We start from the raw sequence: 23,399 nt of genomic DNA, 5'->3' as shown, positions 1-23,399 counted from the left end.
CTAAAATACCATCGACCTTTTAAGATAAAAGATAGCATGCCTCTATGCACTTTTGGGTGGTAATGCTTTTGTATTTTTTATCGAAAATTTATAGTACGTAAATTCTGTGATAATTAACGTTCCTATTATTACCATTATCGCTCATAGCATTAGAAGGCTTGCGATTTCAAGCCTTTTTTCTTGGGTCAAAAGTGCTACAATGTGACAAAAAATTTTGAGACCCTTATGAATAACGCATTATGGCTTCCTTGCACCCAGATGCAAGCCCTTGAAAACAATCCCCCACTCCACCTCATCAAAGCTCAAGGCAATCAATTATATGATCAGGACGGTAACGCCTATTACGATATGATTAGCTCATGGTGGGTCAATTTACATGGACATTGCCATCCCTTTATCAACGAAAAAATAAAACAGCAGCTCGATACGCTTGAGCATACTTTAATCGCTAGTGTCACTCACCCACCGATTTTGACGCTTGCAGAAAAACTGGTTGCCATCACGCCCACATCGCTAACCAAAGCTTTTTTTGCCGACAGTGGCTCAGGGGCGGTGGAGGTCGCGCTTAAGATGAGTTTGCAGTACTGGCAGCAATCAGGGCAAACGCAAAAAACCAAATTTATTTCATTGGAACACGGTTATCACGGTGAAACCGTTGGCAGTCTTGCAGTGACAGATATCCCGCTGTTTAGCGAGCAATACAAAGATTTGATTGTCAGTCAAATTCGTATTCCTTCCCCCGCGCATATTTTCAGCCCTGACGCTATGGCAGCGCAGCTGCATGAGCAAAAAAGCTTGGATGCACTAGAACGCATCTTGGCAGAAAAATCTCGCGATATCTGTGCGATTATCCTTGAACCTTTGGTACAAGGGGCGGCGGGCATGGCGATGTATTCTGCTAATTATTTACTTGGCGTTGCCAAACTTGCGCACCATTATCACATCCATGTGATATATGATGAGATTGCCGTGGGTTTTGGTCGTACAGGTACTATGTTTGCGGTAGAGCAAATGCTGGCGTTGGCAGATGCGGATAAACAAGACGATTATTGCCCTGACTTTATCTGTCTGTCAAAAGGTCTAACGGCAGGCTATCTGCCAATGTCTTGCGTCATGACAACCGATGATGTTTATCAAGCATTTTATGATGACAAAGTGGAAAAAGGCTTTTTACATTCGCATAGTTTTACTGGCAACCCATTGGCTTGTAGTGCGGCTTTGGCGTCGCTTGAACTGTTTGAACGCGATAATGTTTTGCTACACAACCAATCCCTTATCCAAGCGATGGCTGATGGCTTACAGCAATTAGCTGATGCCAATTTACCCATAAAGTTTGTACGTCAAACCGGCATGATTGCGGCTTTTACCTTGGATTTTTCTCAAAATTTGGGCAAAGTTTTTGCCAATTTATGCCTTGATCAAGGCGTGATGATTCGTCCGATTGGCAACCATGTTTATCTTATTCCGCCTTATTGCACGACCCCAGCAGAGCTTGGACACATCTTTGGCATATTAAATCATTGTTTGCAAAAGCTTTGTGACAATATCCCAGAAATACCCCAAGGCGCGTCTCAAGCCATTGATTTGCCTTAATGCCTTTACTAACGCCTCATGAAATTTACTGACTAATTAACTAATTAATTGTAAATAGATGTTGGTTATTATCATCCCTTGTCAAAAGTTAGGATTTTTTACAAACGTTCAATTCTTACTTTATTATAAAAAATTGTATTAAAATTCACAGCTTACGCCTACATTGCTAATATTTAACGTATAATCCATGAGATTATCGTCAAAAAATATTTAACTTTTGTAGGTATTCTAATCAACTTAACTTAACTCAATCGTGAAACTTACTTAGATGATTTATGCGTAGATTTTTTCATAACCAACCAAATTCGCTAAAAGTTGGCAGCACTGTGCCTTTGACCGAAGATATTTTTCATCATTGGTGTAAGGTGTTAAGAGCAAGTATGGGCGAGCAAGCATTGTTTTTTGATGGCCAAGGTGGTGAATATACCGTCACTTTAACGGATGTCACTAAAAAACAAGCGCTCGTTACCATCAACGATTTTAATCCGATCAATCGAGATTTGCCATTTACTGTGAACATTGCCTTGGTTATGAGCCGTGGCGAGCGCATGGATTATGCCATTCAAAAAGCCACAGAGCTTGGGGTGTCATCGATTCAACTGCTCACAAGCCAACATAGCGAAGTACGCCTAAAAGCAGACCAAGCCGATAAAAAGCTCGCCCATTGGCAGCAGGTTGCGGTATCGGCTTGTGAGCAATGTGGGCTTAATATTGTGCCAACATTACTGTCGCCAAAAGCTTTTAGCGACTGGATTGACGAGCCAGCAGGCGTGCCCACTTCTAGCACCGTGACCAAATTAATTTTAGCCGTTCCTCCAGATGACAGTGGCGTAGTGCCACCTTATAATCAAATTGAAGGTAACGACATTGAGCATAACGATATTGAACCCATCACGCCCTATACCCCATATCCCAACCCACTAACCCATATAAAAAAGCAGTTTAGAAAGTGTTCTTTAGCCCAATTTTGGTTACTCATTGGCGCCGAAGGTGGGTTTTCAGAGCAAGAAATAACGCAAGCTATCGAGCGAGGTTTTATGCCTTGGCAAATTGGCGAGCGCGTGCTACGAACTGAGACAGCCCCTGTTGTCGCATTGTCATCATTGTTGACGCTACATCAAACTTTGACCCTTGCACAGGAATAATCATGTCATCGAATAACAAATCAGTCATGCCGATAGACCATCGTGATTGCTTTATGGGTGCTAACAAGTTTTGTCATGGTGAGTTAAGTGAGTATGGGTTTATTGTCGATAGCCATTTTTTTGACAAAAAAATTTCGCTTGAACATCAAAATGCGGTGTTTGCCTCGATTTTTTCAAACATCCATGATGGCATTTTTATGCTTGATGAACGGCTACGTTTTATCTGTGTCAATCAGCAATTTTTAAACATTACCGCCTTGCCACGCGATCAGGTGATAGGTAGCCTGTTTTATTTTTATCCGTATAAGACCTATGCCCCATATTTACAGAAAGCGATTGCCGCCATCATTATCAAACTGGATAATCGACAATCAATTTCGACCAATTTAGTGCTTTCTTATCACCATTCACCTGAAGTGGCGGTTTGGCTAGATATCTGCGTGTGTGAAGTCAATGATAATCGGATGGTGTATGTCGGGTTACTCACCAATTTGACCAAAAAAGATGCACAGCTTAGCCACACCTTACAACTCTACAATTACGATGAATTAACGGGTCTGCCCAATTACGATACTTTTTATGACAAATTAAAAAACTGTATTGACTATTACCACACAGCCGATAATCAGCGTGAATGTATGGGGGTATTGCTACGCATCAATATTGATAAATTACAGTCTTTTAACATCAGCCTTGGCATTGAAAATACCAATACGCTGATTCAAGGTTTTGTCAAACGGGTAAAATCCTTAAAAATTTCGGGTACGAGTTTAGTCACTTTTTCGCGGTTTGGGGGTGATAGTTTTGCGGCGATGATTTCGGTACAACACCTTGATGCCGCGCATCACTACGTGGCAGCGCTCAAACAGTTATTTGACTTACCTTTTAGCATTGATGATCAATCAATTTATTTAAGGTTGTCGATTGGCGCCTCGGTTTTCCCAACCCATACCCAAGATGCTCAGACATTGCTATTACAAGCAGACACGGCGTTAAAACATGCGCGGCTCATCAGTGATGAAGATTGTGTTTGGTATGATGACAACCAGCAAAAAGGCAATTTTAAAGACATTCATTTGCTCAGTGCCTTTAAAAATGCATTATTAAAACAGCAAATTTTGCCCTACTTTCAGCCTAAGTTAGCGTTTGCACAGCCCGATTTGCCGATGTTTGAAGCGCTGGTGCGCTGGGAGCACCCCACCCTTGGACTCCTCTACCCCAACGATTTTTTGGCGGAGGTGCTCGATAAATCATCGCAGCAGCTATTTGAAAAAATCGTGTTAGCCTGTATCGAGCAGATTTTGACATGGCGTGAGATGGGCTATAACTGCCTCATCTGTATCAATATTGATACTCGCCAATTGATTAGTGACAAATTTATTGAGTTTATTGAAGCGACGATACAGCAGTATAGTTGGCTTGCCCAATTGATTAGTTTTGAAATCACGGAAGTCTGCAAAATCCATGATGAATTAAAAGCGCAAGCGATGCTAGCAAAACTGCGCCAGTATGGTTTTAGTATATCGATTGATGACTTTGGTACAGGCTTTGCCGCGATGCAATATTTGATTAAATATCCGATTGATGTGCTCAAAATTGACCGCTTATTTATCACGGATATTTTACAGGACACAAAAAAACAAGTGATAGTCAAATCAGTGATTGAGATGGCGCACTCGTTATCCATGCAAGCATTGGCTGAGGGCGTCTCAAACCGTGAAGAAATCGAATATCTGCGTAGCCTCGGCTGTGATTCGATTCAAGGCTTTGGTTTTGGTAAACCCATGTCTAGTCAAGATACCACAGAGTGGCTCAAAGCCAACTATAAACCAAACTATTTGCTATAAGTTTTAATTAGACCAATTAGATTTTTTTATGACCCTATAGTCATGTTAGCACCTTGTCACCCTTGCCAAATTTTCCTATCTTAGAGATATAAAACCTTAGTAATGGGGTAGGTTTTTTTGTCTTTTTAAAACACTAATCAAGGATATCGTATGCAATATAAAGCACCGCTTCGTGATATGAAATTTGTCATGCATGAGTTATTAAAATTTGAAGATCACTACAAAACCATTCCTAGCTATGCCCATACGGATAAAGAAACGATTGATAGTTTCATAGAAGCAGGTGCAAGCTTCTCTGAAGCAGAATTATCACCCCTCAATCGTTCAGGCGATGAAGAAGGCTGTCGTTTTGAAAATGGTAATGTATATACGCCAAAAGGCTTTAAAGAAGCCTATAAACAATACTGTGAATTAGGCTTCCCTTCTTTATGTGCCGATGAAGAATTTGGCGGTCAAGGCATGCCATTGTCATTGGGTTCAGCGGTCAATGAAATGGTAGGTACCGCTAACTGGTCTTTCTCAATGTACCCAGGTCTCTCTGAAGGTGCTATCCGTACGCTAGAACACCACGGTACCGATGAACAAAAACAAAAATATTTATTAAAACTCGTCAGCGGTGAGTGGACAGGTACCATGTGTCTGACCGAAGCGCATGCAGGTTCTGACTTAGGTATTATCCGCAGCAAAGCTGAACCCAATGAAGACGGTTCATACGCTATCACCGGTCAAAAAATCTTTATCTCAGCGGGCGAACACGACATGGCAGACAACATTGTCCATATCGTACTAGCGCGTTTACCCGGTGCACCAGCAGGTACCAAAGGTATCTCATTGTTCATCGTACCAAAATTCAATGTCAACGAAGATGGCTCTATCGGTGAGCGTAACCCTGTTACCTGCGGTTCGATTGAACACAAAATGGGTATCAAAGCCTCTGCAACTGCGGTATTAAACTTTGATAAAGCCAAAGGTTACTTGATTGGACCAGAAAACAAAGGTCTAAACTGTATGTTTACCTTTATGAATACCGCCCGTATTGGTACTGCGATTCAAGGTCTAACTGCGGCAGAACTGGCTTTCCAAGGTGGCTTAAGCTACGCCAAAGAACGTCTTGCGATGCGCGCATTAAGCGGTGCAAAAGCGCCAGAACAAGTTGCTGACCCAATCATCGTCCATCCAGCAGTGCGCAACATGGTATTAACTTGTAAAGCGTTTGCTGAAGGTGGCCGTGCCCTCGTCTACTATCTATCACAATTCTCTGATGTGGTAACTAAAGGTGAAGGCGAATCACAAGCTTACGCTGACCAAATGTTGTCTTTTTTAACCCCAATTGCCAAAGCCTTCTTAACTGAAACAGGTTATGAAGCAGCCAATCACGGTGTGCAAGTATATGGTGGTCACGGCTTTATCCGTGAATGGGGCATGGAACAAAACGTACGTGATACGCGTATTGCTTGTCTATACGAAGGTACCACTGAAATCCAATCACTTGACTTGTTAGGTCGTAAAGTATTGGGTTCACAAGGTAAAATGCTAGCTAACTTTAGCAAAATTATTTATCAATTCTGTGAAGAAAATAAAGACAATGATGCAATGGGTGAATTCATTCGTCCACTAGCACGTTTGAATAAAGAATGGGGCGATTTGACTGCTCGTATTGGTATGCAAGCTACTGAAAACCCTGATGCAGTGGGTGCAGCGGCGGTTGACTACATGTACTATAGTGGCTACATCACCCTAGCTTACCTATGGGCGCGTATGGCGTTAGTTGCTCAACAAGCGCTCCAAGGCGACACCACTGAGACCAAGTTCTATCAAGCGAAAATCAAAACCGCTCAGTTCTACTTTGCAAAACTATTGCCTCGCACCTTAACTTACGTCAAACGTATTGATACAGGTCTTGAGCCATACATGACTATGGAAGTTGACGAATTCCAATTCTAATTTTTTACTAAGCTATCCAGTGTAGTAATAAAATTATGATAGAATCATTGATAGTCTAATTTTTTATTCAATCCTTAGGTAGCAAAAGCTGTCTAAGGATTTGTCTCATTTCGAATTACGAGCTAACCCATAAAAGGAAATAATATGCCTATTTATAATGCGCCAATTCAAGACATGAAATTCATCTTAAATGATGTATTCAATGCAGCCGATTTTTGGCAAAAAAATGAACAGTTAGCCCATGTTGACAGTGACACGGTCAATATGATTTTAGAAGAAATGTCAAAATTTGCTAAAAACACGTTACTGCCCATCAACCGCTCGGGCGATGAAGAAGGGGCACAATATCTGGGTGAAGGCAAAGTAAAAACACCCACTGGCTTTAAAGCAGCATTTGACGAATACGCACAAGGCGGCTGGATTGGTTTGGGCGGTGATCCAAATCATGGCGGTCAAGGCATGCCAAAAATGGTGACTATGCTCGCTGAAGAGATGGTATTTACCGCCAACCAATCATTCGCGCTCTATCCAAACCTATCAGGTGGCGCGTGTATGTGTATCTATAACGCAGGCTCTGAAGAACAAAAACAAACCTACCTAGAAAAAATCTACTCAGGTGAGTGGACAGGTACAATGTGTTTGACCGAACCGCACGCAGGTACGGATTTAGGTATCATCAAAACCAAAGCCGTGCCAAACGAAGACGGTAGCTACAATATTACAGGTACCAAAATCTTTATCACCGCAGGTGAACATGACTTAGCGGACAACATCATCCATTTGGTATTGGCAAAAACCCCCGATGCCCCAGCAGGCTCAAAAGGGATTTCATTGTTTATCGTACCCAAATTCCATGTGAATGCGGATGGCTCATTGGGCGATCGTAACGCGGTAAGCTGTGGCTCTATCGAGCACAAAATGGGTATCAAAGCGTCAGCAACTTGCGTCATGAACTTTGATGGCGCCAAAGGCTTTATGGTAGGGGCGGAAAATACCGGTCTTGCGTCCATGTTTATCATGATGAACTATGAGCGTTTGACAATGGGGTTACAAGGTATCGGTGGCGCTGAGTTAGCGTATCAAAACGCCACAGCTTATACCCTTGACCGTATCCAAGGTCGCGCCGATAGCGGTATCCAAGAGCCAAACAAAGCTGCTGACCCAATCGTATTTCATGCCGACGTTCGCCGTATGCTGTTAAATGCTAAAACCATCAGTGAGGCCTCACGCTGCTTTGCGATGTATGTTGCCAAAGAGCTTGATACCAACAAATATACCGATGATGCTGCAGCAAGAAAAGCTGCTGATGATCGTGTCGCTCTTTTGACGCCAGTTGCCAAAGCATTCTTAACCGACCGTGGTCTTGAAGCGTCAATTGATGCACAGCAATGCTTTGGTGGTCATGGCTATATCCGTGAATGGGGTATGGAACAAATCGTACGTGACACCCGTATCTCGCAAATTTATGAAGGGACCAATGGTATCCAATCACTTGACTTGTTGGGTCGTAAAGTGGTGAAAAACGGCGGTGCATTTGTGACAACGTATGTGCAAGAAATGCGTGACTTTGCCAATAACATGAACGCAGACCATACCATCAAACAAGCGATTTTGACATCAGCGGATAAACTTGAAGACTTAACCAAAGCGGTGGTAGCAGCGGCAGCGGTCAATAAAGACGAAATCAATGGCTGTGCGGTTGATTACTTACAAGCCTTTGGTTATGTCAGCTTTGCTTATATGTTTGGCCTGATGGTTGAAGCGGCGAATGGCAAAGAAGGCGATTTCTATGCCAATAAAGCAAAATTAGCAGACTACTATGTCGGTCGTATGTTGCCACGCTTAGATGCGCATATTGCGATGGTAAAAGCAACGAGCCAACCCATCACAGCGTTTGACCGCGATTATTTTGCGGCAACCATTGCTTAATCCCTACTTAAATATAAAAAAATCGGCCACTTGAGCCGATTTTTTTATGGATTAATAGGTTAGCGAAGCATATCGTCATCCTCATCTGCCAACGATTCATTTTCATCAAAATCGAAGTCTTCATATTCATAATCCGCTGAGTCGTTTTCTTCAACGACAGCAACGCACTCTTCATATAACTCAAAAATATATTCTTTGATATCACTTTCTTGTTGGTGTTTATTTGGCGTGAGTTTGGCTTCTTCTTCATAGATAAATTTTGCCAAATTTAGGGCGACATAGTTATTACTTAGTTCAATCATGGTGTTATCCTTCTTATGTGCGATATTATTATTTTAAAACGATAGTGTTAGCGCATCGTTAGTATGACATATTCAAAAATAGAAAGCTTAAAGCAGTTGTAAGCTCGTGTAAAATTTAAGCCTTTAACAATTTAACGCCATAAAATATAAAACCCACCGAAGTGGGTCTATATTACTGCTTACTGCTTATCGTTTGCCATTTACGCTTTGGGTAAAGTCACGCCCATTTGACCTTGGTACTTACCACCACGGTCTTTGTAGGAAGTTTCGCACACATCATCGGCATCACTTTGGAAAAATAGCATTTGCGCCACGCCCTCACCGGCATAGATACGCGCGGGTAAGTTGGTGGTATTACTAAATTCAAGCGTCACATGCCCTTCCCATTCTGGCTCAAGCGGCGTGACATTGACGATAATACCGCAGCGCGCATAGGTAGATTTTCCCAAACAAATGGTCAATACATCGCGGGGAATACGAAAATACTCGACAGTACGAGCCAAAGCGAATGAGTTGGGCGGGATGATACATTCATCGCCCACGATATCAATAAAGCTACGCTCATCAAAGTTTTTTGGGTCAACGATGGCAGAATGGACATTGGTAAACACTTTAAATTCGCGCGCACAGCGGACATCATAACCATAGCTTGAGGTGCCGTAGCTGACCAATTTTTGTCCCTGCTCGCCAACACGTACTTGACCTGCTTCAAATGGCTCAATCATGCCATGCTCTTGTGCCATTTGGCGTATCCAGCGGTCGGATTTGATTGACATTTTGTTTTTCCCTATATAATTTTTGCGAATAAAATGAAACGGATTATACCGTAAATTGGTCTTTTTCGATATATTACCTGATATTTAACAAATTAGGTTTTGACTATGAAAGTTTTTATCAAATGCAATAAAAAGTATGATTTTATAAATGTGAATACTTACATTGCAAATGAGGGTTTTAATAAGCTCGGTTGGGAAACTATTAAATTTATAGATATTAGTGAAATTCAAAATGAACTTTCAGATGTGGTTATTATCAGTGGCATTCAAGACGTTAAAACTCGATTAGAGCAACTTGGCATATCTTATCACTCTGATAATATTGATTATCCAAATTCTTTAAAATCATTTTTTGGTCGAGAAATTTGGCAAAGCTCAATGAATGAGCTTTTAAGTATTCCAATCCCCAAACCAATCTTCATCAAACCAAAAGGTGATTTAAAGCGTTTTACAGGCAAAATTATATCTAGTCAAACAGATTTAATCGGCATAGTTGATTCACATAATTTTGAAATTTGGTGTTCTGAAATCATGAGTTTCGTCACTGAATGGCGATGTTTTGTACGTTATGGTAAATTGATTGATGTTCGACAGTATAAGGGAGCATGGGATTCAAAAATTGATTTATCTATCGTAAAAAATGCGATTGAAAGTTTTAAAAATGCCCCAAATGCCTATGCTATTGATTTTGGAATTACAGATAAAGGAGATTTATATATTGTTGAAGTGAATGAAGGTTTCGCTGTGGGAAGTTATGGCATGAATCCAATTAACTATGCAAAGTTTCTGTCAGCCAGATGGGCAGAGCTAACTAATACAGAAGATTATGCAAATTTTTAAAAACAAAAAACCGCTCTCATCTGAAAGCGGTTTTTTATTATCTACCTTAGCTAACGCGTAATTTATCAAAGGTCAATTTACCTTCGGCATCGACATCCACTTTGATGGTATCGCCCGCCACAAACTCACCCGATAACAATTTGACTGATAGCGGATTCTCGATTTCCTGCTGGATAGCGCGTTTTAGCGGTCTTGCACCATACACAGGGTCGTAACCCACAGCGACCAATTGAGTCATGGCTTCATCTGACAATACAATATCCATGTCACGCTCTTGAAGACGTTTACGCAGACGTGATAGTTGAATATGTGCAATACCCGCCATTTGTTCTTGCCCTAATGGATGGAACACCACGATTTCATCGATACGGTTGACAAACTCTGGGCGGAAATGCTGATTGACTGAATTCATCACTGCCGCTTTGATTTCTTCGTAGCTATCGCCTGCCATTTCTTGGATTTTATGCGAACCAAGATTTGAGGTCATGATAATGACGGTGTTTTTAAAGTCCACAATGCGACCTTGGCTGTCGGTCAAGCGACCATCGTCTAGCACTTGCAGTAGGATATTAAACACATCAGGATGCGCTTTTTCTACTTCATCAAACAATACCACACTGTAGGGTCGGCGGCGTACGGCTTCGGTCAATACCCCACCTTCTTCATAACCCACGTAGCCTGGCGGTGCGCCGACAAGACGGCTGACACTGTGTTTTTCCATAAATTCAGACATATCAATACGAATCATGGCATTTTCATCATCAAACAAGAAACTTGCCAACGCTTTGGTCAATTCAGTTTTACCCACGCCTGTCGGACCTAGGAACAAGAAAGAACCGCTAGGACGATTGGGGTCAGACAGACCAGCACGACTACGGCGCACCGCATTGGCGACTGCTTGTACTGCTTCATCTTGACCGACTACGCGCTCATGCAGTTTTTCTTCCATGTGCAGCATTTTTTCACGTTCGCCTTGCATCATTTTTGCAACAGGGATGCCCGTTGCAGCGGCAACGACTTCAGCGATTTCGTTCTCGGTGACTTTGTTACGTAGCAGTTTGACGCTTGGCGCTTGCCCTGCTTGCTCTTTTTGCTCAGCCAAGTCAGAATCTTTAATACGTTTTTCCAGTTGTGGAATGGTTTCGTATTGCAGTTTTGACATGGTCTCGTAGTCACCTTCACGCTGCGCTTTTTCATAGGCGATACGCGCTTTATCGAGCTCGTCTTTGAGCTGTTGGCTACCTTTAACAAGGGCTTTTTCTGCTTGCCAAATTTCGTTTAAATCTGCGTATTCTTTTTCAAGCTCGCTGATTTGGGTGTCCAGCAGTTTTAGCTGGGATTTTGCGCCTTCGTCATCTTCATGTTTTAAGGTTTCACGTTGCATTTTAAGCTGAATCAAACGGCTTTCTAATTTGCCCAAGGCTTCTGGTTTACTATCAAGTTCCATTTTTAGACGGCTAGCTGCTTCATCCAACAAATCAATGGCTTTGTCGGGCAATTTGCGGTCGGTGATGTAGCGATGGCTCATCTGCGCGGCGGCAATAATCGCACTGTCTTGGATATCGACCCCATGATGCAGTTCATAACGCTCTTTTAGACCGCGCAGAATGGCAATGGTATCTTCCACGGTAGGCTCATCAACCAATACTTTTTGAAAACGACGCTCAAGGGCGGCATCTTTTTCGATATATTGGCGGTATTCATCAAGGGTAGTCGCGCCCACGCAGTGCAGCTCACCACGCGCTAACGCAGGTTTGAGCATATTACCCGCATCCATCGCGCCATCGGCTTTACCGGCACCGACCAAGGTATGAATTTCATCAATAAATAAAATGACTTGTCCTTCGCTTTTTGCTAGGTCGTTAAGTACCGCTTTTAGGCGTTCTTCAAACTCACCACGGAATTTTGCGCCCGCAATCAGTGCGCCCAGGTCAAGCGATAATACGCGTTTATTGCGCAAGCCTTCTGGCACGTCACCATTGACGATTTTTTGTGCTAATCCTTCAACAATCGCAGTTTTACCCACGCCTGGCTCACCAATAAGCACAGGGTTGTTTTTGGTACGGCGTGACAATACTTGAATGGTACGGCGGATTTCGTCATCACGCCCAATCACGGGGTCAAGTTTGCCCGATTCGGCGCGTGCGGTTAAATCGATGGTATATTTATTTAAGGCATCACGTTGGTCTTCGCTATTTTGTGTATCCACTTTATCACCCCCACGAATAAAATTAATAACTTGTCTTAGTTTTGGCTCATTGACCCCTGCTTTTGCAAGCAGTTTTGCGGTATCGCCCGTCTCTGCTAGGGCAACCAGCACCCAGTCGGTGGATAAAAACTGATCGCCGGCTTTTTGCGCATGGCGCTCGGCTAGATTTAAAATCTTAGCCGTATTTGGGCTAAGATTGACATCACCTGTGGGTGTACCAATCACCGCTTGGTTGTTGAGCGATTGCTGCACCTCTGCTTTTAACTGGCTTAAGTTTGCGCCTGCCTGTTCATACACATGGGCATTACTCGGTTCATTGAGTAGCACTGACAATAAATGAATCGGCTCAATCGCGGTATGATCACGAGTGACGGCGAGGGTTTGTGCCTGCTGAACCGCATTTTGTAAGGCATTGGTAAATTTATCAAATTGCATTATTATTTTTCCTTTTGGCTTTTAACTAGTTAGCTTTGAACTAAAATTGATATGGTGTTTTGATAAATTGTTTCAATATCCACCTTTAAATTTTTTTAATTAACAATGTTTTTTTTGATGATTGATGATGGCTGTATTCTTAATTATCACTTGGGTCAATAGCTTGCAAAATTCAACGTGTTACCTATCAAAAATTGACAATAAAAATGTAGATAAAATCATACACCAACAAGTTTTGGCTTAATGTATAACCTCCAAAGGGATACAGCTAATCAGTTTTACTCACTGAGTTGACTGACTGAGTTTTGTGGTTAGCTAATATGCGTTTCCTTTTAATAGCAAATTAGTTGCGTAGTAGCGTGTTGATTTTTTATTAGCCGCCTTGACCGTTATTTTTAAAAAAATTACGCGAACTAAAGTTTAAGCCATATTTAAAAATTGATACTAAAATTTTATGGACGATGATTAAAATTATATAATATTTTCAATGGTTTATTGTAAGGCAGCTTACATTACATTAACCTATCTACTACATGAATAGACAACAACCGTGCATGGCGCATGTTACTCTGCACAACATCAAATGATAACGCCCCATAACATATCATATTAGTTCAGTGGCGCTACTTTATTTGGTCAAATAACAGTCAAAAAACAACAACAGCAAAACAACAACTAGGAGTTATACCCATGCGCGCATTAACCTACCATGGTGCCAAAGATGTTCGAGTCGACAATGTTCCTGACCCAAAATTACAAGCCAAAGATGATATTATCTTAAAAGTCACTGCTACCGCCATTTGTGGCTCGGACTTACATTTATACCGTGGCAAAATCCCTGCGACCGAAGAAGGCGATATTTTTGGTCATGAATTTATGGGGGTTGTCGAAGAAGTGGGCGCTGACGTCACGGCGGTAAAAAAAGGCGATCGCGTGGTGATACCCTTTGTAATTGCCTGTGGTAGCTGCTTTTTTTGTCAAAATGATTTGATGGCAGCCTGTGAGACTACCAATGAGGGTCCCGGCGCAGCGATGAACAAAAAGCTTATTCCACCACCTTCGGCATTGTTCGGTTTTAGTCATTTATACGGCGGTGTGCCTGGCGGACAAGCAGACTATGTGCGTGTGCCAAAAGCCAATTTTGGTCCTTTCAAAGTCCCAGGTTCATTGCCTGACGAAAAAGTGTTGTTCTTATCCGATATTTTGCCGACTGCTTGGCAAGCGGTGACGAATGCCAATGTCACCAAAGGCTCTACTTTGGCTATCTATGGTGCAGGACCTGTGGGCTTGTTATCAGCCGCCTGTGCTAAAATGCTAGGCGCTGCACAAATATTTATCGTTGACCACAATGACTATCGTCTACAATACGCACAAGATACATATGGCGCCATTCCTGTCAATTTTGACAAAGTTGATGCCGCAGAAGCAATTATTGAGCAAACTGCGGGGCATCGTGGTGTCGATGCGGTGATTGATGCCGTTGGTTTTGAATCAAAAGGTAGCATAGTTGAAACGGTATTAACGACGCTTAAGCTTGAAGGCTCAAGTGGCGCGGCATTACGCCAATGTATGGCAGCGGTACGCCGTGGTGGTACAGTCAGTATTCCTGGGGTGTATGCAGGTCCAATTCATGGTTTCTTGATGGGTGATGCGTTTGACAAAGGATTAACCTTTAAAATGGGTCAAACCCATGTACATAAATACTTGCCACAACTGCTTGAACATATTGAAAATGGGGATCTATCGCCCGAAGCGATTATTACCCATCGTATGAATCTATCGGATGCAGCAAAAGGTTATGAAATCTTTGAAAAACGTGAAGAAGAGTGTCGAAAAGTAATTTTGACACCGTAATTTAGTCTAATCATGGATTTAGCATGATTAATTTAGAATGATAAAATGAGCGTTAATCAGCTTGATACCATGATTAAGCATTCCATCACTAGCCCCTCACAACTTTTAGCCAATAATTTAGGCAAAGTTGTGCAAGGGGTTGGTGATTTTTTGTTATTGCTAGATATTGATGGGACGCTTAGTGAATTTTACCCCGATCCCCGACAAAGTTTTATCAGCCATGATAATTTAGCAATTTTAGCGCAGTTACAAAATTACTTACCCATTTGGCTGGTAACAGGGCGGTCGGTTGCCGACGCTAGACGTTTGACAGCGCCGTTAAAACTGCCGGTGATTGGTAGTCATGGTTTGCAATGCGATACTCTAATTGATAGCTATTCTTTGGTAGACATCGATTTAGCGCAGCTACAACAAATTAATCAAAGCGTCATTAACGCCACTAGTGATCATCCACACTGGCGCATTGAGCAAAAACCTTTTGGTGTGGCACTGCATTTTCGTGAGCATCCCGAACTTGCCGATAACGCTTTAACTATCATGCAAGCTATTGGGCATGATTTTAAGGATTGGCAACTTAAAGCGGGCAAATGTGTGTATGAGCTATTGCCGCAAGGGGTCGATAAAGGCAGTGCCATTAACCATGTTCTAACCCACTATCACCCTCATTGCCGTCCGATATTTATCGGCGATGATGTGACCGATGAAGCAGGATTTATTGCTGTACAAAGTTATGGTGATACATCAAATAAGAAAGGTAGTGATATCAAAGGAATTGGTGTCAAAGTCGGTTGTGAACCCACCCATGCCCATTATTATGTGAGCGACGTCTCAGCCGTTACCGCGTTACTTCAAGGATTATTGACCCTATGTCAAAGTTGATTGTGTTATCGAATCGGGTTAATTTACCTAGTAAACAGTCACCTAAAGCCGTAGCAGGAGGGTTAGCAGTAGCGCTTCAAGAAGCCCTTGCCAAAGATGGCGGTATTTGGGTCGGTTGGAATGGTCAAGTAGTGACAAATATCAGCGATATGCCCGATACCGTCAATCAATTTGCGACTGAGCAGCATGACAAGGTCACCTATGTCACGACGGCTTTTTCACCCATGCAATATGAAAAGTATTATTGTGGTTACGCCAATAATCGACTTTGGGCGGGGATGCATGACCGCACGGATTTGATTATATCAAGTAGTGAAGATTTTAGCGTTTATCAAGCTGTCAATCGCATGTTTGCCAAACAACTACAGCAAATCGCGCAACCTGACGATATGATTTGGATACAAGATTATCATTTTTTTGCGGTAGCAAGGCATTGCCGTGACTTAGGCATGAAACAGCGCATTGGCTTTTTTTTACATATTCCATTTCCCCAGTTATGGGTGTGGGATTTTTTGACGTATGGACAAACTTTAATCCATCAATTACTCGATTATGATGTGGTTGGATTACAAACCCAACAAGACGCTCAAAATTGTGTCGCGGTGATTGAGCAGCTACTCCCCCACGCCATCCAGATTACTCAAACAAATGCGCGTACACTGATTAGCCATGGCAATCATACCACCTTAATACAAGCTTATCCGATTGGTATCAATCCTGTCTATATTCATAAACTTGCCAGTCAACCGCTGTCCGACCAAGCTGTGTTAAAAAATCTCACTTCAACCATCACCACGATTTTAGCGGTGGAACGACTGGATTACACCAAAGGTATTCCCGAACGCTTACAAGCTTTTGCCGCCTTTTTGCAGCGTTATCCGCAATATCTTGAACGGATTCAGCTGTATCAAATTGCTTGCCCGTCCCGTCTTGATATTCAGACCTATCAACAGTTACGACAACAAGTGCATACCCTAGTTGAACAAATTAATAGCCAATTTGCTACTGCCAGTTGGCAACCGATTATCTATCAAGAAGACCCTGTCAGTCATGACAATTTAATGCCGTTATTTAGGCAATGCCAAATTTGTTGGGTTAACTCGCTAAAAGACGGCATGAATTTGGTGGCAAAAGAATATATTGCCGCACAGGATGAACAAAACGCAGGGATTTTGATTTTGTCTAAAAATGCGGGGGCAGCGCACCAACTTCAGCAAGCTCTCTTGGTCGACCCTACGAACAACGACAGCATGATAGAAGGCTTATACCAAGCATTGACCATGACCAAACAACAACGGGAACAACGTCACCAATCGCTACTAAAGAGCATCTATGATACCGATATTGACACGTGGCGAGCGCATTTTTTGGCAGATTTAACCCACATGGATAAACCAAAGAACCCAATCACAGAGACAATAAAATAGACAACAAAGTAGACAATGAGAAACTCACAATGACACCAGTATTGGATCACGCTTTACCTACCGACTATCACCAATCGGACTTGGGCAAATTAATCAGCGCTATTTTGCAAGACTTTCGCAGAGCGGTTGATACCTCACCTAAACTAAGCGATGCTGCTTATGTGACACAATTAAAGCAAACTTTGTCACAGTTGGTGCTTTTGTCCGCTCAAATTGCCTTGCCTGCTGACGGTCATACTTTACAGCGCTGGCAAGTATTGGCACAGGTTGCGGCTTGTGATTTGAACTTGGTCAAATTTTTTGAGTCGCATCTTGATGCATTGGCGATTTTGGCAGAATTGGGCGTGGACGATATTGCTGAAGGCCTATGGGCCGTATGGGCAGCAGAAGGCGGTGATGAGCCACTGCGTTTTGATGGCAAAACATGCACGGGACAAAAACTGTGGTGTTCGGGTGCGACCTTTGTCGATCATGGCTTGGTTAGTTTCCGAGATGCCCATAATAACGCCCAATTGCTGATGTTAGCCATGAAGCAACCGCAAGTGACCATTGATGACAGCGGTTGGTATGCGGTAGGTATGCCCTACACGGCGACAGCCACGCTCCATCTAAAAGGCGCTAACGCCACCCAAGTCATATCAAATGCGATTGCCAAAGGCAGCAGCCCTTATCTCGACCGCCCAGGGTTTTGGCAGGGTGCAGCAGGGGTAGCGGCTTGTTGGTATGGCGCGGCAGCGCAGTTGGCACAGTTTTTATTGGATAGTTATCAGCAAAAACCCCAAGCCTTTAAAGCACTTTATCTTGGCGAAGTATCGCAAGCACTCAGTGTCACCCAAGCCTACTTTTATCAGGTTGCGCAATTAATCGATAGTCAACCGAGTCAAAGTCATGCCCTGCCCATCCGTATCTTAAGAGCGCAAGTGGAGACTACCGCCATGCTAGTGCTTGAAAAAGTTGGTAAAGCCTTGGGCGCAACGCCTTATTGCAAAAACGCCCATTTTGCACGGCTATCGGCAGATTTATCGGTATTTATTCGTCAAACCCATGGTGCATTTGACAGTGAAGCGATTGGCAAATTAACTGCCGAACAGCTTGGCGATTCACAAGGGGCATTATGGCAACTGTAAATTCTCAATATGCCCCACTGCATCCGATTGTGGGTGACCGTTTAATTGCAGGCGACGGCACCTCTGCACAAGACTGGCAAGCCTGGCAAGGGTTGCACAGTCTCACCAGACTCGATATATTGACCCATTTTCCCACCCATCGGCGCGTGTGTATTTTTGCGCCGCACCCAGATGATGAGATTTTGGGCTGTGGTGGCTTGCTGCAAGCGTTGGTGGCTCAAGGCAATCAAGTATTGATTGTTAGCGTCACCCACGGCGAAAAAAGCCACCCTAACTCACCGCTGTATCCAACCGACAAACTGGCAAAAATCCGCGCACTTGAAAGCCAGCTTGCACTTGAAACGCTGGGTAGCAGTTTAGATTTGCCCAATGTGTCGATGACGAGCTTCGATTTTCCTGATGGCGAAGTTTTTGGGCGTCAAACGGATTTTTTTGACAAGTTAAGATCGCTGATTCAGCCCGCTGATATTTTAATCACCCCATTTGCGTACGATGGTCATCCCGATCATGAAGGCACTGGGCAAGTGGTGCAGCGTTTTGCCCATGCATTTAAAAGTCGCTTAAATTTGACCTGTTATCAAGTGCTGATTTGGGCATGGCATTGGGCGAAACCTGGCGATAGCCGTATTCCCTGGCACAAGGCATGGCGATTTGATTTAAGCGAATTGCAGGCGCAGCGAAAAAGTTATGCCATGCGTTGTTTTAGCAGTCAAATTTATGCTGACCCAACAACGGGAACAGCGCCTATTTTGTCTGACACCACATTAACTAGGCTTAGCCAACCGTTTGAGGTATATCTTCATGACTGATGTGTCAGCGTATTTTGCCCAAATTTATTCCCATAGTAGCGACCCTTGGCAATATGAAAAACGCTGGTATGAAGTGCGAAAACGCGCGATTTGTTTGTCATTGCTGCCCTACCCGCATTTTGCCAAGGCGATTGAACTTGGCTGTAGCAATGGTGTATTTAGTGAGCAGTTAGCCCAGCGCTGCGATTATTTGCGGTGTGTGGATGGGCAACTTGAGGCAGTCAAACTTGCCAGTGAGCGTCTGCAGAGCCAGGCGCATGTGCAGGTGATGCAAGGTTTGATACCGCAGGATTTGCCCAGTGAGCGATTTGATTTGATTGTAGTCAGTGAGATTTTATATTACTTGGCGCCTGACGCACTGACCGAAGTCATCGCTTGGCTCAACACTGCATCGACAGACAATGGCGTGATTTTAGCCTGTCATTGGCGCTATCCGATTGACGGGTTTCAACTGACAGGCGAAACAGTCCACGACTGTTTACAACAACAGCTGCACTACCGTCAGCAAAGCCATGTGATTGACCAAGATTTTTTGTTGACCATTTGGCAAGCCAATCACCAAAGCCTTGCCAAACAAGAAAATCTAGTGGAATAACTGAGAAAAACATCATGGCAAATACTACCGCCCCACAGCGGCTACCCAAAAAAATCGGCATAGTCATTCCTGCCCATAATGAAGCCGATAGCATCAGCGCGTGTTTGGATGCGATAAAACAGGCGATTGCTCAGCTATCAAGCGACATAGCGGTACAAACGGTGGTCGTGCTAGATAGTTGTGATGATGATACCTTATCAAAAGTACAAAACGCCCACGTAGACTGGCTGCGCTGTGAGTTTCGCTGCGTGGGTAAAGTCAGGGATTTGGGCGTGCGCTACTTGATTGAACAAGGGGCGGATTGGATTGCGTGCACCGATGCCGATAGTATGGTTGAAGCTGATTGGTTAGTTGCACAAATCAAACATCTAAAAGCTGAGCCTACAACTACGCCCACAGCTATGATATGTGGCGTAGTGAGTATCGATTGTTGGGATGCATTGTCAGAGAGTACCAAACAGCAATACCTCGCCCATTATCAAGATTGTATGAATCATCGCCATATCCACGGGGCAAATTTGAGCTTTGCCAGTCAAGATTATCTGGCGGTGGGTGGTTTTGATGAATTAACTTGCCATGAAGATGTGAGATTGGTGAAAAAATTTGAGCAAGCCAATTTACCCATTATTTGGAGTAACTTGGTACGCGTGGTGACTAGCAGTCGCCTTGATGCCCGCGCTGAGGAAGGGTTTGCCCATTTTTTAAGGGGTTTAGAGAATCAGCCTTCGGCTTAAATTAAAACCAGCCTTTGGCTCAAATCAAAATCAGCCTTTGGCTTAAATAAAGGTAAAAAATTGGGTTTAACACAGTTCACTTACAAAACTATTGTGATATCCCTTGCTATCTGCCGATATTACTATATACTGGACAACAGCTAGAAAGCAGTCAGAAGTTTCAATCGCATTACATTAAGTCTATTCTAAGTTCGTTTTCATTACGCTTGTGTCCTAGATTTTAAGTGAATCGTGTATCAAAACTGCCGCAATTCTTTCATACCGAATAGAATCGTGTTGTGGCTTAGTTCCAGCTTTAGGGTCAGATGACCACTTTTAAAATCTATCTAATCAAGGACAATCCTATGTCAAATACTGTAAACGGCACCGTAAAATGGTTTAACGAATCAAAAGGCTTTGGCTTTATCGAACAAGACAATGGCGGCAAAGACGTTTTCGCACATTATAGCCAAATCGCAAGCTCAGGTTTCAAAACCTTAGCGGAAGGTCAACGCGTATCTTTCGTTGTGACCCAAGGTCAAAAAGGCGACCAAGCTAGCAATATCGTTGCTATCTAAGGTTAACTAAGCCTACTATCGTAAATGGTCTGATATCGTGACTGCGTTAATGACGCTGCATTGATTGATTAGCCATTTGCATAGATATCAAAAAATAGATATTAAAAAAGCGCTTATTTATTATAAGCGCTTTTTTTGTGTTTTGTGCTCATCCAACTATTGGGCTGACTCGGCTGACGATTTGTGGGCTGCTGTGTGCGGTTAAAAAAGGTTATTGCGCATCCACTTTACGTTTTTTTTGTAGTTTGCGCTGTAGTGTGCGCCGGTGCATTTTTAGTACCCTCGCCGCTTCACTGATATTGCCTTGGCATTCATCTAATACTTGGTGGATGTATTCCCATTCGTGATGTTCAAGTGACAAACGTTCATCCGTGGCACTACCGATTGACTTTGTAGGGGTTGCTACGATGTCCAATACTTTATAGATTTCATCCAGACTACAAGGCTTAGGCAAATAATGATACGCGCCCATTTTGACCGCACTGACGGCGGTCGCAATGCTGGCATAGCCAGTAAGCATTAAAATTTTGGCGTTGGGGGTAATAGCGAGCAAAGGCTTAATCAGATGAATGCCGTTGTCATCACCGATGTTGAGATCCAGTATAATAAACTTGGGTAACTGCTTCTTTGCCAGTTGTAGCGCGCTATCGGCATTGCTGGCCGTCGATACCTGATTGCCCTGTTTTTCCAACGACTTTTTTAAAATACGGCAAAACACCTCATCATCATCAATGATAAGCCATGTCTCTGCTAACAGGGGTGAATGTTGCAACCTAGTCTCCTACAATAAACTGGCGGGCGCATGAATGACTGGTAACGTTATCTTCACGCACGTACCTGAATCATCTAACCTTTTTTGCATGGGTGAATTTTGCTTATTGGTCAGCTCAAGGTGTCCGCCAACATATTCTATAACCGTTTTGGCAATCGTCAAGCCAAGCCCTAAGCCATGATCAGATTCGATGGCAGTTTGGTGTTGGATACGCTGTATCATACTACTGTCGATACCCTGTCCGTTGTCTTCAATTATAATCATCACGTTTTGAGCAAGCTGTACGCTAATATCAAGCCTTGTGGCTTGTGCCTGCAAGGCATTATTGAGCATATTCATCACGATAGAATACAGCTGTTCTTCACTCAACGGGACAGCTATCGGTTGTGGTAGTACATTGAGTGCTACTTCAACATGGCGGTTGATGAATTGCCAATCATTGACGACTTTGGGCAGTAGCGTTGGTAAATTTGATGACGTTACCCATGCCAATGGCTCAGATTGCGCTGGCGGCAGCGCATTGGATTGGATGTGGGATTTGAGCTTGTGCAGCGATTGGCGGCAGACGTCGATTTGTGACTGTAACAGTTTTATGTCATCCAATAACTCATCGTCTTCATCTAATTGCTGGGCAATGTCATCGCTCAGTAATTGCATCGATGCAATCGGCGTGCTCATCTCATGGGCGATATTGGCAGCAAGGCTACTGATAGCAAGCAACCGACGTTGTTGGTGAATCGCTTGCTGGGCTTGCTCAAGTGCCTGATAACTGCGGCTCATCGCTTGTTTAAAATAAACCGTTAAGGCGGTTAACATGATGGCGGCAAAAATAAACACCCCAAACATACCCAGTAAATGGAGTTTTTGACCCACTGCGTGATCATGGTGGCTAAGGGTCAGCGGCACATAACAATACCATAACAGCGTATACAGCCCAACTGACAGCATTGACAAGCTGATGATGGGCACGGTGCGCATCACCATAGACGCCACTGCAATCACCGTCAAAAACAAGGTAATTAACGGATTGGCGGCGCCACCTGAATAATAAATAAAGGCTGACCATGCCAGTAAATCCCCAATAAACCCCGCCAACATGAGCCAAGATTGTTGTGGGTTAAAGTGTCGAATAACCATTAGGCGTCTAGTCAGCTCAACGCTGACCCCATACATAACGGTAATCGTGAGCAGATGATTGATTTGCTGTTTGGCAACGCCCCATTGGTCGGCACAAATCATCGCCGCGACCATAATAGCTAACCAGGTATAGCGAGCAATAGTCGGGGCTTTTGCAACGTTCTTGATGGCTTGATGCATACGCAAACTTTTGACGAACCATAAAACAAGATTTTAGCATGAAGCAGCCGCACTTTGAGCGAACTTTGAGCGAATTAACGTGTCAAAAGTAAATCAATGGCTAGTCAATACTAGGATAACCACAAATGCACCAAAAGTTTTCTCTTTAAACCCTATGGATGATGGCATAATTTTTTTAATGTTAATTTTTAAAACTTTAAAGTGTGCTTATTTGCTGATTCAGTTACAATCAGATAAAGGCTCACTTTATGTTTGTAATCAAAAATTTATTTAAGTGCCAACTCACAGCTATCTTTGACGCTTTACAA

Annotated in this window: 19 protein-coding genes; 14 read left to right on the top strand and 5 right to left on the bottom strand. The window is 43.1% G+C overall.

Features of this window, described 5'->3' with window-relative positions; translation table 11 throughout:
- Positions 1-201: 201 nt before the first annotated feature.
- From bioA to RT064_RS00330, 5 genes are all read left to right on the top strand, one after another.
- Entirely contained in the window at positions 202-1,593 is a 1,392-nt protein-coding gene (gene bioA, locus RT064_RS00350; RefSeq protein ID WP_313060081.1) for an adenosylmethionine--8-amino-7-oxononanoate transaminase, read from the top strand.
- Positions 1,594-1,868: 275 nt separating this feature from the next.
- Entirely contained in the window at positions 1,869-2,738 is an 870-nt protein-coding gene (locus RT064_RS00345) for a 16S rRNA (uracil(1498)-N(3))-methyltransferase (protein WP_313060080.1), read from the top strand.
- A 2-nt stretch (positions 2,739-2,740) separates the two neighbouring features.
- Positions 2,741-4,585, top strand: a complete 1,845-nt coding sequence (locus RT064_RS00340) for a putative bifunctional diguanylate cyclase/phosphodiesterase (RefSeq protein ID WP_313060077.1) — start codon at positions 2,741-2,743, stop codon at positions 4,583-4,585.
- A 150-nt stretch (positions 4,586-4,735) separates the two neighbouring features.
- Positions 4,736-6,529, top strand: coding sequence for an acyl-CoA dehydrogenase C-terminal domain-containing protein (locus RT064_RS00335; RefSeq protein WP_313060074.1), 1,794 nt, complete (start codon positions 4,736-4,738; stop codon positions 6,527-6,529).
- A gap of 144 nt (positions 6,530-6,673) precedes the next feature.
- Entirely contained in the window at positions 6,674-8,458 is a 1,785-nt protein-coding gene (locus RT064_RS00330; RefSeq protein WP_313060073.1) for an acyl-CoA dehydrogenase C-terminal domain-containing protein, read from the top strand.
- Positions 8,459-8,517: 59 nt separating this feature from the next.
- On the opposite strand, the gene RT064_RS00325 is transcribed toward RT064_RS00330, so the two are convergent.
- Together RT064_RS00325 and dcd are read right to left on the bottom strand one after the other, a co-directional pair.
- Positions 8,518-8,760 (bottom strand): hypothetical protein, encoded by a 243-nt coding sequence (locus RT064_RS00325; RefSeq protein WP_313060071.1) that lies wholly within the window; start codon positions 8,758-8,760, stop codon positions 8,518-8,520.
- Positions 8,761-8,960: 200 nt separating this feature from the next.
- Positions 8,961-9,536, bottom strand: a complete 576-nt coding sequence (gene dcd / locus RT064_RS00320) for a dCTP deaminase (protein ID WP_007116249.1) — start codon at positions 9,534-9,536, stop codon at positions 8,961-8,963.
- 105 nt (positions 9,537-9,641) lie between these two features.
- On the opposite strand from dcd, the gene RT064_RS00315 reads away from it, so the two are divergent.
- Positions 9,642-10,376, top strand: coding sequence for an ATP-grasp domain-containing protein (locus RT064_RS00315; RefSeq protein WP_313060068.1), 735 nt, complete (start codon positions 9,642-9,644; stop codon positions 10,374-10,376).
- A gap of 46 nt (positions 10,377-10,422) precedes the next feature.
- Here the strand turns inward: RT064_RS00315 and clpB are convergent, their stop codons facing one another.
- Entirely contained in the window at positions 10,423-13,020 is a 2,598-nt protein-coding gene (clpB, locus tag RT064_RS00310) for an ATP-dependent chaperone ClpB (RefSeq protein WP_313060066.1), read from the bottom strand.
- 690 nt (positions 13,021-13,710) lie between these two features.
- Between clpB and RT064_RS00305 the strand changes: the two genes are divergently transcribed.
- The 8 genes from RT064_RS00305 to RT064_RS00270 all read left to right on the top strand — a co-directional run bounded on the left by RT064_RS00305 (position 13,711) and on the right by RT064_RS00270 (position 21,002).
- Complete coding sequence (locus RT064_RS00305) at positions 13,711-14,874, top strand: zinc-dependent alcohol dehydrogenase (protein ID WP_313060065.1); 1,164 nt, start codon at positions 13,711-13,713, stop codon at positions 14,872-14,874.
- A 45-nt stretch (positions 14,875-14,919) separates the two neighbouring features.
- On the top strand, positions 14,920-15,753 hold the full coding sequence (otsB, locus tag RT064_RS00300; RefSeq protein ID WP_313060063.1) for a trehalose-phosphatase: 834 nt from the start codon (positions 14,920-14,922) through the stop codon (positions 15,751-15,753).
- Positions 15,741-17,180 (top strand): alpha,alpha-trehalose-phosphate synthase (UDP-forming), encoded by a 1,440-nt coding sequence (locus RT064_RS00295; RefSeq protein WP_313060059.1) that lies wholly within the window; start codon positions 15,741-15,743, stop codon positions 17,178-17,180. The genes otsB and RT064_RS00295 overlap by 13 nt, the downstream gene beginning before the upstream one ends.
- Before the next feature lie 29 nt (positions 17,181-17,209).
- Positions 17,210-18,307: an acyl-CoA dehydrogenase gene (locus RT064_RS00290; RefSeq protein ID WP_313060056.1), complete on the top strand. Its 1,098-nt coding sequence runs from the start codon at positions 17,210-17,212 to the stop codon at positions 18,305-18,307.
- Complete coding sequence (locus RT064_RS00285; RefSeq protein WP_313060053.1) at positions 18,295-19,116, top strand: PIG-L deacetylase family protein; 822 nt, start codon at positions 18,295-18,297, stop codon at positions 19,114-19,116. Before RT064_RS00290 ends, RT064_RS00285 begins: the two co-directional genes overlap by 13 nt.
- Entirely contained in the window at positions 19,109-19,711 is a 603-nt protein-coding gene (locus RT064_RS00280) for a class I SAM-dependent DNA methyltransferase (RefSeq protein WP_313060050.1), read from the top strand. Before RT064_RS00285 ends, RT064_RS00280 begins: the two co-directional genes overlap by 8 nt.
- Before the next feature lie 14 nt (positions 19,712-19,725).
- Positions 19,726-20,445 (top strand): glycosyltransferase family 2 protein, encoded by a 720-nt coding sequence (locus RT064_RS00275; RefSeq protein WP_313060047.1) that lies wholly within the window; start codon positions 19,726-19,728, stop codon positions 20,443-20,445.
- 344 nt (positions 20,446-20,789) lie between these two features.
- Positions 20,790-21,002 carry a cold-shock protein gene (locus RT064_RS00270; protein ID WP_050324216.1) on the top strand — a complete coding sequence of 71 codons (213 nt, stop codon included), beginning with the start codon at positions 20,790-20,792 and terminating at the stop codon, positions 21,000-21,002.
- A gap of 211 nt (positions 21,003-21,213) precedes the next feature.
- On the opposite strand, the gene RT064_RS00265 is transcribed toward RT064_RS00270, so the two are convergent.
- Both RT064_RS00265 and RT064_RS00260 read right to left on the bottom strand, forming a co-directional pair.
- Positions 21,214-21,774, bottom strand: coding sequence for a response regulator transcription factor (locus RT064_RS00265; RefSeq protein ID WP_313060044.1), 561 nt, complete (start codon positions 21,772-21,774; stop codon positions 21,214-21,216).
- A 9-nt stretch (positions 21,775-21,783) separates the two neighbouring features.
- Positions 21,784-23,091, bottom strand: coding sequence for a sensor histidine kinase (locus tag RT064_RS00260; protein ID WP_313060042.1), 1,308 nt, complete (start codon positions 23,089-23,091; stop codon positions 21,784-21,786).
- Positions 23,092-23,399: the final 308 nt, after the last annotated feature.

This window comes from Moraxella sp. CTOTU49097 (assembly GCF_032064105.1).
GTDB classification, from domain to species: Bacteria; Pseudomonadota; Gammaproteobacteria; order Pseudomonadales; family Moraxellaceae; genus Faucicola; species Faucicola osloensis_B.
This window is presented reverse-complemented; position numbering and strand designations above follow the sequence as displayed.

Excerpts from the sequence above, each read along its gene's own strand:
- RT064_RS00345 (WP_313060080.1), top strand. The coding sequence starts at position 1,869 with ATGCGTAGATTTTTTCATAACCAACCAAATTCGCTAAAAGTTGGCAGC.
- RT064_RS00340 (WP_313060077.1), top strand. The coding sequence starts at position 2,741 with ATGTCATCGAATAACAAATCAGTCATGCCGATAGACCATCGTGATTGC.
- RT064_RS00335 (WP_313060074.1), top strand. The coding sequence starts at position 4,736 with ATGCAATATAAAGCACCGCTTCGTGATATGAAATTTGTCATGCATGAG.
- RT064_RS00330 (WP_313060073.1), top strand. The coding sequence starts at position 6,674 with ATGCCTATTTATAATGCGCCAATTCAAGACATGAAATTCATCTTAAAT.
- RT064_RS00325 (WP_313060071.1), bottom strand. The coding sequence starts at position 8,760 with ATGATTGAACTAAGTAATAACTATGTCGCCCTAAATTTGGCAAAATTT.
- dcd (WP_007116249.1), bottom strand. The coding sequence starts at position 9,536 with ATGTCAATCAAATCCGACCGCTGGATACGCCAAATGGCACAAGAGCAT.
- RT064_RS00315 (WP_313060068.1), top strand. The coding sequence starts at position 9,642 with ATGAAAGTTTTTATCAAATGCAATAAAAAGTATGATTTTATAAATGTG.
- clpB (WP_313060066.1), bottom strand. The coding sequence starts at position 13,020 with ATGCAATTTGATAAATTTACCAATGCCTTACAAAATGCGGTTCAGCAG.
- RT064_RS00305 (WP_313060065.1), top strand. The coding sequence starts at position 13,711 with ATGCGCGCATTAACCTACCATGGTGCCAAAGATGTTCGAGTCGACAAT.
- otsB (WP_313060063.1), top strand. The coding sequence starts at position 14,920 with ATGAGCGTTAATCAGCTTGATACCATGATTAAGCATTCCATCACTAGC.
- RT064_RS00295 (WP_313060059.1), top strand. The coding sequence starts at position 15,741 with ATGTCAAAGTTGATTGTGTTATCGAATCGGGTTAATTTACCTAGTAAA.
- RT064_RS00290 (WP_313060056.1), top strand. The coding sequence starts at position 17,210 with ATGACACCAGTATTGGATCACGCTTTACCTACCGACTATCACCAATCG.
- RT064_RS00285 (WP_313060053.1), top strand. The coding sequence starts at position 18,295 with ATGGCAACTGTAAATTCTCAATATGCCCCACTGCATCCGATTGTGGGT.
- RT064_RS00280 (WP_313060050.1), top strand. The coding sequence starts at position 19,109 with ATGACTGATGTGTCAGCGTATTTTGCCCAAATTTATTCCCATAGTAGC.
- RT064_RS00275 (WP_313060047.1), top strand. The coding sequence starts at position 19,726 with ATGGCAAATACTACCGCCCCACAGCGGCTACCCAAAAAAATCGGCATA.
- RT064_RS00270 (WP_050324216.1), top strand. The coding sequence starts at position 20,790 with ATGTCAAATACTGTAAACGGCACCGTAAAATGGTTTAACGAATCAAAA.
- RT064_RS00260 (WP_313060042.1), bottom strand. The coding sequence starts at position 23,091 with ATGCATCAAGCCATCAAGAACGTTGCAAAAGCCCCGACTATTGCTCGC.